The organism is Bacillus sp. MMSF_3353 (genome assembly GCF_030733445.1).
GTDB classification, from domain to species: Bacteria; Bacillota; Bacilli; order Bacillales; family Bacillaceae_G; genus Bacillus_A; species Bacillus_A wiedmannii.
The window spans coordinates 15,446-28,246 of record NZ_JASHJA010000017.1 but is presented as its reverse complement, the minus strand read 5'-3'; the positions used below and the strand labels follow the sequence as shown (position 1 = coordinate 28,246).

14 protein-coding genes are annotated in these 12,801 nt (G+C 35.3%); 7 read left to right on the top strand and 7 right to left on the bottom strand.

Going from position 1 to position 12,801, the window contains the following annotated elements; all coding sequences use genetic code 11:
• The first annotated feature begins 279 nt into the window (after nucleotides 1-279).
• The 3 genes from pflB (at nucleotide 280) to RBB48_RS23440 (ending at nucleotide 4,908) form a co-directional block, all read left to right on the top strand.
• Entirely contained in the window at nucleotides 280-2,529 is a 2,250-nt protein-coding gene (pflB, locus tag RBB48_RS23450) for a formate C-acetyltransferase (RefSeq protein WP_088609562.1), read from the top strand.
• Nucleotides 2,530-2,597: 68 nt separating this feature from the next.
• Nucleotides 2,598-3,329 (top strand): pyruvate formate-lyase-activating protein, encoded by a 732-nt coding sequence (pflA, locus tag RBB48_RS23445; RefSeq protein WP_000589742.1) that lies wholly within the window; start codon nucleotides 2,598-2,600, stop codon nucleotides 3,327-3,329.
• A gap of 412 nt (nucleotides 3,330-3,741) precedes the next feature.
• Nucleotides 3,742-4,908: a diglucosyl diacylglycerol synthase gene (locus RBB48_RS23440; RefSeq protein WP_000594705.1), complete on the top strand. Its 1,167-nt coding sequence runs from the start codon at nucleotides 3,742-3,744 to the stop codon at nucleotides 4,906-4,908.
• A gap of 370 nt (nucleotides 4,909-5,278) precedes the next feature.
• On the opposite strand, the gene RBB48_RS23435 is transcribed toward RBB48_RS23440, so the two are convergent.
• From RBB48_RS23435 to RBB48_RS23420, 4 genes are all read right to left on the bottom strand, one after another.
• Nucleotides 5,279-5,398 (bottom strand): YfhE family protein, encoded by a 120-nt coding sequence (locus RBB48_RS23435; RefSeq protein ID WP_000358487.1) that lies wholly within the window; start codon nucleotides 5,396-5,398, stop codon nucleotides 5,279-5,281.
• A 110-nt stretch (nucleotides 5,399-5,508) separates the two neighbouring features.
• Nucleotides 5,509-6,066, bottom strand: coding sequence for a GNAT family N-acetyltransferase (locus tag RBB48_RS23430; RefSeq protein WP_000914737.1), 558 nt, complete (start codon nucleotides 6,064-6,066; stop codon nucleotides 5,509-5,511).
• Between the two features lie 241 nt (nucleotides 6,067-6,307).
• Nucleotides 6,308-7,438, bottom strand: a complete 1,131-nt coding sequence (locus RBB48_RS23425; protein WP_000698306.1) for an amidohydrolase — start codon at nucleotides 7,436-7,438, stop codon at nucleotides 6,308-6,310.
• Between the two features lie 140 nt (nucleotides 7,439-7,578).
• Entirely contained in the window at nucleotides 7,579-8,484 is a 906-nt protein-coding gene (locus RBB48_RS23420; RefSeq protein ID WP_087982357.1) for a TIGR01777 family oxidoreductase, read from the bottom strand.
• A gap of 81 nt (nucleotides 8,485-8,565) precedes the next feature.
• Between RBB48_RS23420 and recX the strand changes: the two genes are divergently transcribed.
• Together recX and RBB48_RS23410 are read left to right on the top strand one after the other, a co-directional pair.
• Nucleotides 8,566-9,378, top strand: a complete 813-nt coding sequence (gene recX, locus RBB48_RS23415) for a recombination regulator RecX (RefSeq protein WP_000268506.1) — start codon at nucleotides 8,566-8,568, stop codon at nucleotides 9,376-9,378.
• A gap of 10 nt (nucleotides 9,379-9,388) precedes the next feature.
• Nucleotides 9,389-9,706, top strand: coding sequence for a YfhH family protein (locus RBB48_RS23410; RefSeq protein WP_001057030.1), 318 nt, complete (start codon nucleotides 9,389-9,391; stop codon nucleotides 9,704-9,706).
• A 64-nt stretch (nucleotides 9,707-9,770) separates the two neighbouring features.
• Here the strand turns inward: RBB48_RS23410 and RBB48_RS23405 are convergent, their stop codons facing one another.
• The gene (locus tag RBB48_RS23405; protein ID WP_000122093.1) at nucleotides 9,771-9,923 is read right to left on the bottom strand and encodes a YpzG family protein; all 153 of its coding nucleotides are present in this window, start codon (nucleotides 9,921-9,923) and stop codon (nucleotides 9,771-9,773) included.
• A gap of 46 nt (nucleotides 9,924-9,969) precedes the next feature.
• Entirely contained in the window at nucleotides 9,970-10,128 is a 159-nt protein-coding gene (locus RBB48_RS23400) for a small, acid-soluble spore protein K (RefSeq protein WP_000517891.1), read from the bottom strand.
• Nucleotides 10,129-10,251: 123 nt separating this feature from the next.
• On the opposite strand from RBB48_RS23400, the gene RBB48_RS23395 reads away from it, so the two are divergent.
• Nucleotides 10,252-10,518, top strand: a complete 267-nt coding sequence (locus RBB48_RS23395; protein WP_000997857.1) for a YfhJ family protein — start codon at nucleotides 10,252-10,254, stop codon at nucleotides 10,516-10,518.
• A gap of 24 nt (nucleotides 10,519-10,542) precedes the next feature.
• Here RBB48_RS23395 and RBB48_RS23390 read toward each other — a convergent pair whose 3' ends face one another.
• Nucleotides 10,543-11,523: a metal-dependent hydrolase gene (locus RBB48_RS23390; RefSeq protein ID WP_060486949.1), complete on the bottom strand. Its 981-nt coding sequence runs from the start codon at nucleotides 11,521-11,523 to the stop codon at nucleotides 10,543-10,545.
• A gap of 149 nt (nucleotides 11,524-11,672) precedes the next feature.
• Here RBB48_RS23390 and mutY point away from each other — a divergent pair, with 149 nt between their 5' ends.
• On the top strand, nucleotides 11,673-12,770 hold the full coding sequence (gene mutY, locus RBB48_RS23385) for an A/G-specific adenine glycosylase (protein WP_046953679.1): 1,098 nt from the start codon (nucleotides 11,673-11,675) through the stop codon (nucleotides 12,768-12,770).
• The last annotated feature ends 31 nt before the right edge of the window (nucleotides 12,771-12,801 follow it).

Here is a 12,801-nt window from a genome sequence, read left to right as displayed (position 1 = left end):
ATTAGGAGATAAGAGTATTACAGCTCTACAATGGGTATTGTTCTTATATTACAAAATAGGACTCGTATTTAAGGATACCAAAAAAATACAATTAAGGAAAGGGTTAATTATAAAGACTTTTAAGTGAAGTTAACACTGTGCATATAGTAGTTTGCTCAACATTTCACAAACATGTCACAACTATTTCGTTCACTTTAGCAAAAAAGTAGTATTCTAAGTGTGTAAGCTGTTATATAAAAAATCTTAGTCCTGTACTAATCAAAAATGGAGGAGATTAGGATGACTCAAGTATTAGAAAATGTTAAAAACGCATGGGAAAACTTTAAAGGTGAAAAATGGAAAGCAGAGATTGATGTTCGCGATTTCATTTTAAATAATGTAAACGTTTTCGAAGGAGACGAATCTTTCTTAGCGGGAGCAACTGAAGCAACGAAACAACTTTGGGATCAAGTAATGGATTTAACAACGAAAGAACGTGAAAACGGTGGCGTTCTTGATATGGATACAAAAATTGTTTCTTCTATTACATCACATGAACCAGGATATTTAAATAAAGATATTGAAAAAGTAGTCGGTTTCCAAACTGAAAAACCATTTAAACGTTCTTTACAACCATATGGTGGTATTCGTATGGCGGAACAAGCTTGTGAATCTTATGGATACGAAATGGATAAAGAGCTTAGTCGTATTTTTAGAGATTGGAGAAAAACTCATAACCAAGGTGTATTCGATGCTTATACACCAGAAATGAGAAATGCACGTAAATCAGGTGTAATTACTGGTCTTCCAGATGCATACGGACGTGGACGTATTATCGGTGACTACCGACGCGTAGCATTATATGGTATTGATCATTTAATTGAAGCGAAAAAAGCTGATTTGAATTTAACTGGCGGTGTAATGAGCGAAGATACAATGCGTTTACGCGAAGAGTTATCTGAGCAAATGCGTGCACTTCAAGAGTTAAAACAAATGGCTGCTTCTCATGGCTTTGATATTTCTAAGCCAGCAACAAACACACAAGAAGCATTCCAATGGTTATACTTCGCATATCTTGCAGCAATTAAAGAGCAAAACGGAGCTGCAATGAGTCTTGGACGTACTTCTACATTCTTAGATATTTATATTGAAAGAGATTTAGCAAATGGTACTTTAACAGAAGAAGAAGTACAAGAAATTGTGGATCACTTCATTATGAAATTACGTCTTGTGAAATTTGCAAGAACACCTGATTATAATGAATTATTCTCTGGTGACCCAACTTGGGTAACTGAGTCTATCGGTGGTATGGCATTAGATGGTCGTCCATTAGTAACAAAGAACTCATTCCGTTTCTTGCATACATTAGATAATTTAGGACCAGCTCCAGAACCAAACTTAACAGTTCTTTGGTCTAAACAATTACCGCAGAACTTTAAAAACTACTGTGCGAAAATGTCTATTAAAACATCAGCAATTCAATATGAAAATGATGACATTATGCGTGCTGACTACGGCGATGACTACGGAATTGCTTGTTGTGTATCTGCAATGAGAATTGGTAAACAAATGCAGTTCTTCGGCGCACGTGCAAACTTAGCAAAAGCATTACTATATGCGATTAACGGTGGTAAAGATGAAAAATCTAAAGCACAAGTTGGTCCTGAGTACGCACCGATTACTTCTGAAGTATTAGATTATGAAGAAGTTATGCGTAAGTTTGATATGACAATGGAATGGTTAGCAGGTCTATATTTAAACACATTAAATGTTATTCATTACATGCATGATAAATATAGCTACGAACGTATTGAAATGGCACTTCATGATACAAATGTTCTTCGTACAATGGCAACAGGTATCGCGGGTCTATCTGTAGTAGCAGACTCTTTAAGTGCAATTAAACACGCAAAAGTAAAACCAATTCGTGATGAAAACGGTATTGCAGTTGACTTTGAAATCGAAGGAGATTTCCCTAAATACGGTAACAATGATGACCGTGTAGATGAAATCGCTGTAAATCTTGTAAAAACATTTATGAATAAACTTCGTAAACATAAAACATACAGAAATTCTGTTCATACAATGTCGATCTTAACAATCACATCTAACGTTGTATACGGTAAGAAAACTGGTAACACTCCAGATGGTCGCCGTACTGGAGAACCATTTGCACCAGGTGCGAACCCAATGCATGGTCGTGATACAAAAGGTGCATTAGCTTCATTATTATCTGTAGCTAAATTACCATATGAAGATGCACAAGATGGTATTTCTAATACATTCTCTATTATTCCAAAAGCACTTGGTAAAGAAGATGATGTACAAGTACGTAACTTAGTATCAATGCTTGATGGTTATGCAGTAAAAGAAGGCCATCACTTAAATATTAACGTATTTAATCGTGAAACATTAATGGATGCGATGGAACATCCTGAGAAATATCCACAATTAACAATTCGCGTATCTGGTTACGCTGTAAACTTTATTAAATTAACTCGTGAACAACAAATCGATGTAATTAATCGTACAATGCATGAAAGTATGTAAGTGAAAAAGTGTCCCTCTGCTTTTTATAAATAGCAGAGGGGGGCTGCTTCAATAAAGGAGGAAGTAACATGATAAAAGGAAGAATTCATTCTGTAGAGTCTTGTGGTACTGTTGATGGCCCAGGAATTCGTTATGTCATATTTACACAAGGGTGTTTATTACGTTGTCAATACTGTCATAATGCTGATACGTGGGAGATCGGTAAAGGAAAAGAAATAACAGTTGAAGAAGTAATGCAGGATGTGACATGTTACCTTCCTTTTATTGAAGCTTCTGGAGGCGGTATAACAGTTAGTGGTGGTGAACCATTATTACAGCTAGATTTCTTAATTGAATTATTTAAGAAATGTAAGGAAGTTGGAATTCATACAACAATTGATTCTTCGGGTGGTTGTTATTCTGAAGAACCAGAATTCCAAAATAAGCTAGATATTTTAATGGATTACACAGATTTAGTTTTATTGGATTTGAAACATATTGATTCAAAGAAACACCGTAAATTAACAGGGAAACCAAATGAACATATTTTACAATTTGCTCGTTATTTATCGGATAAAAATAAACCAATTTGGGTAAGACACGTATTAGTTCCTGGTGTTACGGATAATGAAGAGGATCTACAAAAATTATCTAGCTTTATTCAAAGCTTGTCTAATGTTCAGAAGGTTGAAGTGCTACCATATCATAAGCTTGGTGTATATAAATGGGAGGCACTTGGGCATAAATATCCACTCGCGAATGTAGAACCACCTACTGAAAAAAATGTAGAGCAAGCAAGACATATTTTACAAGCAGTCTAATCCAAATATTGGATTAGGCTTTTTGCTTTCTTTACAATAAAACCTAGAGTATGTATATAGAAAAGAGTATACTAAAAATAGAATATCCATATTTTTGTAAGGAATAAGTGGAGAAATTTACATAATTGTAAAGGGAAATCAAAATAGTAAAAAGAATTAAGAAGTAAAAGAGTGAGTATCATGGAATAGAGAACATTTGTAAGTTATTGCGAAAGCTCTTATAGGAAAGTATAATGTAAAGATATGAGCACAGATAGGATTAAGGGGTCAATCTTATATGCTTTGCATATCCACGACAGGTACATAGCTGAAAGAGAAGTATTAGAATCTGTTTATGTAATTTTTAAGGAAAATGTTTTTCCTATTGTCGTATATGCAATATGGAGAAACAATAAGCTAGGAGTGGATTTGTTTGATAAAAAACCCCAAGGTTTTAATATTAACTGCACATTACGGTAATGGTCATGTGCAAGTAGCGAAAACATTAGAACAAACATTTCGCCAAAAAGGAATTAAAGATGTAATTGTATGCGATTTGTTCGGAGAATCACATCCAGTTATAACCGATATTACAAAATATTTATATTTAAAAAGTTATACAATAGGAAAAGAATTATACCGCTTGTTTTATTATGGCGTAGAAAAAATTTATGATAAAAAAATAGCATCTTGGTATGCGAACTTTGGAAGAAAACGTTTGAAATTACTTTTACAAGCAGAGAAACCGGATATTGTTATTAATACTTTTCCGATCATAGCTGTACCAGAGTTAAAAAAGCAAACAGGTATTTCAATTCCTGTTTATAACGTATTAACGGATTTTTGTGTGCACAAAATATGGATTCATCGGGAAGTAGATCGTTATTTTGTAGCAACGGATCACGTGAAAAAAATTATGGTTGATATTGGTGTGCCCTCGGAGCAAATTGTTGAAACTGGAATTCCGATTCGTAGTAGTTTTGAGCTGAAGATCAATCCAGACATTATATATAATAAATATCAGTTATGTAAGAATAAAAAGATTTTACTAATTGTAGCAGGTGCTCATGGGGTATTAGGAAGTGTAAAAGAACTATGCCAATCATTTATGTCATTACCTGATTTACAAGTAGTTGTCGTTTGTGGAAAGAATGAAGCGTTAAAACAGGATTTATTAGGAGTACAGGAAAAAAATCCTGATGCATTAAAAGTATTTGGTTATGTTGAAAATATTGATGAATTATTCCGTGTTACTTCTTGTATGATTACGAAGCCAGGCGGTATTACGTTAAGTGAAGCGGCAGCATTGCAAGTACCTGTCATTTTATATAAGCCTGTTCCAGGGCAAGAAAATGAAAATGCGATGTACTTTGAAAGAAAAGGAGCTGCAGTTGTCATTCGTGATGATAGTGAGGTTTTTGCAAAGACAGAGGCGTTATTACAAGATGATATGAAGCTTCTTCAAATGAAAGAAGCGATGAAAAGCATTTATCGTCCGGAGCCAGCTGGTCATATTGTGGATACAATTTTGACAGAAAATCATGTAGAACCGAATCATATACCTATTAAATCACCTGCTCTTGCACAATTATTTACTTAATATGAAACCCTCTTTTATATGTTTAAAGAGGGTTCTTTATTGTTTTATAAGATAAAGTAGTAACTTATCCACATGAAGATTACGTTTTCATTAAACAGTAAAGTCGAAATATTAACAACTATATCCACATTGTCCACAATTTTTAGAAAACTATCCACAATTCTAACATTTACTATGCGTTACAACATATAAACTTGTGAAGGATTTGTTGAATTTATTCACAATTCTATAAATTGTGTGGATAACGTTATCCACACAAAAAAGGTTCCTTATAAATAAGGAACCTTTTTGTCTATTCTATCACGTAGAAAAAATATGTAATGAGAATGAATAATTAGGGGGGGAAAACTTCTAATTATTCATTCTCACTTTAAATACTTTTCGAGCGATAACCCGCTGCGCGATCTGCTTTGCGAAATTCTCGTTGGTAAAGAACTTCTTGTGTACTAGATAATGTGTTTTTTGTTTTGTCACGTTTCTTTTTATCCATTACAAATCACCTCGTGTCCTAAAGTCACTATCTATCGTTTCCAAAGACATAGGGTGATATACGTATATGGTAAAATGTTAATGATTAATTATTTTTTCTGTAAATTTAGATTATGCTTCTTTTAATTGGTGAGCATCTTGGAACGTTGTATCTCGCATTGTAGCAAGTGTATATTGATCTTTTGGGATTTCATATAAGTTATATACTTCTTCATTTGCGTTAATTTCATCATAAACGGCTTTTCTTGTTTCGTTTGCTAGATTTACATATTGTAGTTTTTCGGCAGCTTTAATAGAACGAATGTTTATTTTACGAATACGCATAAAGATTGTTTCAATATCTAATTCATAGAAAAGTTCACTAAAAAATGAATCTTTCGCCAATTTATTATAGCCTTTTCCATGATAGGGTTTGCCAAGCCATGTTCCGAGAAATCCGGCTTTTTCTTGCACATCAAATAAAGTAATTGTTCCGATAGGGTTACCCCATTCATCTAAAATTGTGCGTGAAATTAATTCCCCACGCTCTTCAGCTTCAATCGTTTGTTTCGTTAAAAATAAATACTCTTCATAAGAATAAGCCTTTTGACGCACAAAAGGGAAGACAGCTGGGTCCACCATTAACTCGTATAGAACGTGGCTGTCGTGTAAGTCGCGTTTTTTCAACATACTAACTCCTCCTCACACGAGGGTAGCATGACGAAAAAACACCCCACCCTCGAAATTTTTATATCAATCTTTAAAAAATTTCGGGGTGGGAATCGAACCCACTAGAACCAGTTTCTAACGCTGGTGGCGCACCATTTGCCTTCCCCATTCATCAATTTGAAAATGATAATCACGACACAAATTGATTATGGTTTCATTCAGTTTATAATCGTATAATACTTTATCTAGTCAAAAAAATAAACTAGTTTTTTTTATTTTTTTTGTAAATTATTTTTCCATCAATCATGGTTAGTACAGGCTTGGCTAAATAATGGAAAGGATGATGAGTCCATAACACAAGATCAGCGTCTTTTCCGACCTCAATGCTTCCAATTCTATCCTCTAAACGTAAATTTCGTGCTGGAAATATGGTGATTCCTTCTAGTGCAGTTTTTTCGTCTAATCCTTCTCTTACTGCGACAGCAGCACAAATATTTAAATATTGAATTGGTGTATAAGGGTGATCTGTTGTTATAGAAACTTCCACACCATTTTTCGATAATATATGGTAAGTATCCCATGTTTTGTTTTTAAGTTCGATTTTAGAACGGCGTGTAAGAGTGGGGCCAACTGAAACCTTCAAATTGTGTTTCGAAAGTTCTTCAACAATAAAGTGTCCTTCTGTACAATGTTCAATACGTAAATCGAGATTGAACTCTGTTGCAAAGCGTAGAGCAGAACTAATATCATCTGCTCGGTGAGCGTGGATACGTACGGGTATTTCGCGGCGTAATGCTTTTAAGATAGGAAGCATTCGAAAATCAGCTTCATGCCCGTAGTGCTGTGCTTCATAGAATGATTCCCGAAGTAATCCCATAATTCCCATACGTGTTATGGATTCTTTTGTTCCATTACTATGGACCTTTTTAGGATTTTCTCCGAAGGCAATCTTTAAGCCGGCAGGTTCTTGAATAATCATATGATCAATACAAGTTCCAGCTGTTTTTATTACACAAGTCGTACCACCGATAATGTTTTGACTTCCTGGCATAACGTGAACAGTTGTGATTCCGTTTTGTACAGCATCTTGAAAGGCAATATCAAAAGGGTGGATTCCGTCCAAAGAACGGATATGTGGTGTTGAAACTTCAGATGTTTCATTTGCATCATTGCCAGCCCAACCAGTACCTTCATCATAGAGACCAAGATGAGTATGGACATCAATAAATCCAGGTAAAAGATGAAGAGCACGAGCGTCTATAACTGTCATATCTTGAGTAGGTTGAATGGAAGGCTTGACCTCGGCAATTCTTTCTCCTATAACGAGTACATCCCCTTGAAATTTTTGGGATGTAATAGGATAGACAATGGCTTGTTTGAGCAATATTTTCATAGGTACCTCATTTCTGTTACTTTACAATGTTAATGGAATTTAAGGGAAAGTAACTGAAAGGTTATTTGTGTAATAATGCTCCGGATTCTAGAAAATGAAAGTTTTGAAAGGGGACCCTGTAAAACTGTGTTTTAGAAGTACTACATTGTATGCGAAAGTATATTTTGTAATGCATGGTCTATTGCCGGAAATGTGTATTGATACCCATGTTCAATTGCTTTACTAGGTAATACATGTTGTCCTTCGAGTACAAGTATACTCATCTCACCTAATAAAGTGTGAATCATAAATGAAGGGACAGGTAACCAATGAGGTTTTTTCATTATAGTTGCAATGGTTTCTCCAAATTCCTTCATTCTTATAGGTAGGGGAGCTGTGATGTTAAAAGGGCCATCAATTTCTTCTTTGTGTATGATGAAATCAATTAGGCGAACGACATCGTCTATATGAATCCATGATAACCATTGGTTTCCAGATCCAATTGTACCTCCAATATAGAATTGATAGGGGAGTAGCATTTTGGGAAGAGCTCCTCCGTCTGCGCCTAATACAACTCCAAGTCTTGCGTAGATTGTTCGCATTCCAAGAGAACGTGCTTTAGATGCTTCTTGTTCCCATGAATATACTGTATTTGCTAAAAAGTCATTTCCAGGAATCTCATGCTGTTCTGTAAAAGACTCAGTTTCAGACGTTCCATAGTATCCAATAGCACTTGCGTTAATAAATGTATTTGGCTTTGTACCAAGTGTTTGCAATTGTTTAATGAGTCCTTTTGTTGTTTGAATTCGACTGTTTAAAATGGATTCCTTTTGTTTCTTTGTCCATCTACTATTAATAGACTCTCCAGCTAGATTAATAACTACATCGATAGAAGAGAGGGGGAAGGTTTGTAAATCTGGTGTCCATTGTACATACTGAAGGTTAGGATGGGAAGTTTCAGTAGTTTTGTTTCGAGTAAGAATGTAAACATTATATCCTTTTTGAATAAAAAAAGTAGAAAGGTATTTACCGATAAAGCCGGTACCACCAGAAATTGCGATTCTCACAATTATTTCCTCCTCATTATATATATTCTTGAAAAGCAAAAACGTTCCTTGACTATGTTAAAATAATAGAGAGGTGAGAGTATGGCTGTCATTACAAAAATAGAAGTGCAAAAACGATCGAAAGAACGATTTAATATTTATATTGATAAAGGTCAAGGTGAAGAATACGGATTTAGTGTGGATCAAGTAATCTTAATGAAACATGGATTACAAAAAGGATTAGAAATTGATGAAATAGCGTTAGGGAATATTTTATACAATGAAGAGGTACAAAAAGCATATTTACAAGCAATTTCCTATCTATCCTATCAAATGAGAACAAAAAAAGAAGTAGAAGACTATTTACGAAAAAAAGAAGTGGGACAGGCCGTCATCTCTGAAGTCGTTTCGAAATTATTACATGATCGATATATTAATGATAAAGAGTACGCTGTTTTATATACGCGAACGCAAAGTAATGTGAATCGAAAGGGTCCGACTGTTATTAAAAGAGAGTTATTAAATAAAGGTGTTCAGGATCTAATCATTACACATAGTTTACAAGAATATCCGAAGGAAAAGCAAATTGAGAATGCTTTACTTCTTATAGAAAAGAAGAAAAGGTCTTATCAAAAGCATTCCTTTTTACAAATGAAGCTAAAGTTAGACGAAATGCTTGTTCGTAAAGGATATTCTAGAGATGTGATTCAAATTTGTTTGGAAGAATTGAAAGACGAAAAAGATGACGAACAGCAACAAGAAGCGTTACACTATCATGGGAATAAATATTATGAGAAATATAAGAAGTATGATGGATGGACATTCGAAAATAAGATGAAACAAGCGTTATATCGCAAAGGGTTCTCTATTGATGAGATAGAGATATTTTTGCAGATGAAACGTGAAGAGGGATGAGGGGAATAAGATGAATATGCCAAAGCGCTACAGTGAAATGACACCACATGAGCTAAGGGAAGAAATTGGGGTTTTGAAAGAGCAAGCAATAAAGGCAGAGCAGCTTGGTATTGTAAATGAGTTCGATGTATTAATGCGCAAGATGGCAATGGCTCGTGCTTATATGACTGATATAAACAAATTCCATATTGGTGAGACATATGAATTAGTAGAAGAACCTGGTATATTATTTGAAATTACGTATTTCAACGGGGTATTTGCTTGGGGACATAAGCAAAATGATAATGAAGAGATTGGAATACCGATTTCTTTATTGCAAGAAAAATGAAAACCAGAGAGCGAATATCTCTCTGGTTTTCATCTTTGGTAGGCGTTACAGGAGATAGGAGATTCTAAAATTGGCGTTTTTTACATTCATTCGCCAGTATAATGAGAGACTGGGTTTGTTGCGTCTGTCCGTTAACTTGCGCCTTTGCATGTTTCGGACGAGTCCACGTATGGTTAAATAATTCAGAACGACTATCTAAGCGATCACGGTAGCTCATCTTTATCACCTCGTGTAGGAAGTTAATTTTTTAGGTTGTACCTGAACTATTCTTCCTGCTGATTTGCAGCACGCATACGTTCTTGTGGGTGCGTGTTAATTGTGCCGTTAGGTCGTTTCGAAGCGAAGCGTGATTTCGCTTTCGGCTGACCATCGATTTTGCTGTTGTTTTTTGACTCAGACCAAAATTCGGCTTGTTTACCCATTGCGAACGCCCTCCTCATCATCAGTTGATACCTCTTTAAGAAGTATCACTTATAGAATGTGCAAAATAGAGGAAACTATCCTTTAGAAATTAAGGGAATAAATAGGTAAAAGGAGAATAGAACATGAATGATATTCACGAAACATTAACAAAAGAATTGTTAGACAAAAATGACAAACTTTCTTACGCACAAGCTCGTGCGTGGGTTGAATTATTGTGGGAAGACTTTCAAACAACTTATGCTAAATCAGGTCGTTATCAAGGTGATGAAATGACTGAACAAGTGGTACGAACATGGATTAATAATCATGGAGGTCGCCTTCATGAAATGCGTACAAATAATCCGAAATATAGCCATTTAATCAATCAAGAAGATCATTTGAAACATTAAAAAAAGCGACTTAAGTCGCTTTTTTTAATGTGGAAGTAATTCCAGTTTTTTTCGAAGTTTTTCTTCACTAAAAATCCATCCTGTATAGGAACTAATAATATTTAAATTGTGGTCGAGTTGAACGATTGCAACGAATGGATAATAATCTTTACTGCGATAGCGCAAATCAATGAAGCGAACTTCGTAATAATGATCATAATCGAAAATGTCCCAGCGATACACAGGGGAGAAAGATAGAAATGCTGAGATGTTTTCATCTTGTTTAGCTGCGCGCATAATAGCATTATCTGGGAACGGTACCCGGTCGAACTTATCATATATCATGATGTTACCACGATGCCATCTAGCAACGTAGTAATAATCAGTTGTAACGATTGCTAAATGGTAATGATAAAATCTGTAAGAAGGGGAAATGATTATTTTCTCCACATGATTGAAACGTTTATATACGACGCTACGTATGTTTCTATGCATCATAATCCGTCCGATATAGTAAATAATCATCAATATATACGCTGCTAAGGCAGTATACCCTTTATGGGAACCTACAAGCATACAAGCAATCGCGAGTAGGTGGATAAAGAAAATGACGGTATCAAATGTATTAATGATGCCGAGCGCTACCCATTTTTTTGTGAAGGGCCGTAATGCCTGGGTACCGTAGGCGTTGAAAATATCTACAAAGACATGAAGAAAGACGGCAATAAATGACCAAAGTAGTAGATGCAAATATGGAGCGTGTGAAAAGAAGGCGAAAGAGATGCCACTTATAAGGAATGACCAAAGAATCACTGCAGGAATGGAATGAGTAATCCCGCGATGATTTCTTATATATTTAGCGTTATTACGCAATTTTAAAACTGTATCGATGTCAGGAATATTGGAACCGGCAATTGTAGCAAGCATAACTGCTTGTGGCCCAATATCACTTTGTGCTATGGCTGGATCTAACGTTGCCAAACTGCCTAGAGTAACGCCCATAACAAGGTGAGTGGCTGTGTCCATAGAAATCCACCTCCGTTTTTTATTAATGTAACTCTTTTTATTCGATACCTCAAGTCCTTTGCCTTCTATTTCCTATGTCATCTTACTTAAATTTTTTCCTAAAATCTTTATAATAGTACTTATATGCAAAAAAATGAGGGGGATCAAGTTTGACACTTGAAATATTAAATAATTTTAACATAGAGCAGTTTCAAAATGATTTAATTGGTTGGTTTGAAAAAGAGCAACGCGACTTACCGTGGCGTAAAAATAAAGATCCATACCGCGTCTGGGTTTCGGAAATTATGTTGCAGCAAACAAGGGTAGAAGCTGTAAAACCATATTACGCGAATTTTATGGGGAAGTTTCCTACTCTAGAAGCTTTGGCAAATGCTGGTGATGAAGAAGTGTTAAAAGCATGGGAAGGTTTAGGATATTATTCTAGAGCACGAAATTTACATGCGGCTGTAAAAGAAGTGAAAGAAGTATACGGCGGGATAGTACCAAGTGATGTAAAGAAAATTGAAAAATTAAAAGGAGTTGGCCCCTATACAAAAGGTGCTATTTTAAGTATCGCATATGGTATACCAGAGCCGGCAGTTGACGGAAATGTTATGCGTGTATTATCTCGCATTTTATCAGTATGGGATGACATTGCAAAACCGAAAACTAGAAAAGTGTTTGAAGAGATTGTACGTGAAATTATTTCGGCTGAAAATCCATCTTATTTTAATCAAGGTTTGATGGAATTAGGTGCACTAATTTGTATTCCAAAAAATCCATCTTGCTTACTTTGTCCTGTACGTGAACATTGCCGAGGATATGCTGAAGGTGTTCAAAAGGAGTTACCAGTAAAAAGTAAAGCGAAGGCTCCTACAATGGTACCGATTGTTGCAGGGGTACTTCAAACAGAAGATGGTCGTTACGTCATTAATAAACGTCCAAGTACCGGGTTATTAGCTAACATGTGGGAGTTTCCAAATGCTGAACTTGGAGAAGGGATTCGGAATCAGAAAGAGCAGCTTACAGATTATATGAAAGAAAAATTTGAGCTCTCGATTTCTATTGAAGAATACGCAATGAATGTACAACATACGTTTACACATCGCACTTGGGATATATTCGTATTTTACGGAAAAGTAACTGGTGATATTGTTGAAACAGATACATTGAAATTTGTATCGAAAGAAGCATTTGAGCAGTTACCATTCTCGAAATCGCATCGTACGATTTATGAGAATTGCGTTGAGAAAATTACAATGCAATAAATTAAAAAAGTGTTCCCTAGATTGGGAACAC

What these genes read in the sequence shown, in the direction of transcription:
- pflB (WP_088609562.1), top strand. Translation starts at nt 280, where the DNA reads ATGACTCAAGTATTAGAAAATGTTAAAAACGCATGGGAAAACTTTAAA.
- pflA (WP_000589742.1), top strand. Translation starts at nt 2,598, where the DNA reads ATGATAAAAGGAAGAATTCATTCTGTAGAGTCTTGTGGTACTGTTGAT.
- RBB48_RS23435 (WP_000358487.1), bottom strand. Translation starts at nt 5,398, where the DNA reads ATGGATAAAAAGAAACGTGACAAAACAAAAAACACATTATCTAGTACA.
- RBB48_RS23430 (WP_000914737.1), bottom strand. Translation starts at nt 6,066, where the DNA reads ATGTTGAAAAAACGCGACTTACACGACAGCCACGTTCTATACGAGTTA.
- RBB48_RS23425 (WP_000698306.1), bottom strand. Translation starts at nt 7,438, where the DNA reads ATGAAAATATTGCTCAAACAAGCCATTGTCTATCCTATTACATCCCAA.
- recX (WP_000268506.1), top strand. Translation starts at nt 8,566, where the DNA reads ATGGCTGTCATTACAAAAATAGAAGTGCAAAAACGATCGAAAGAACGA.
- RBB48_RS23410 (WP_001057030.1), top strand. Translation starts at nt 9,389, where the DNA reads ATGAATATGCCAAAGCGCTACAGTGAAATGACACCACATGAGCTAAGG.
- RBB48_RS23405 (WP_000122093.1), bottom strand. Translation starts at nt 9,923, where the DNA reads ATGAGCTACCGTGATCGCTTAGATAGTCGTTCTGAATTATTTAACCAT.
- RBB48_RS23400 (WP_000517891.1), bottom strand. Translation starts at nt 10,128, where the DNA reads ATGGGTAAACAAGCCGAATTTTGGTCTGAGTCAAAAAACAACAGCAAA.
- RBB48_RS23395 (WP_000997857.1), top strand. Translation starts at nt 10,252, where the DNA reads ATGAATGATATTCACGAAACATTAACAAAAGAATTGTTAGACAAAAAT.
- RBB48_RS23390 (WP_060486949.1), bottom strand. Translation starts at nt 11,523, where the DNA reads ATGGACACAGCCACTCACCTTGTTATGGGCGTTACTCTAGGCAGTTTG.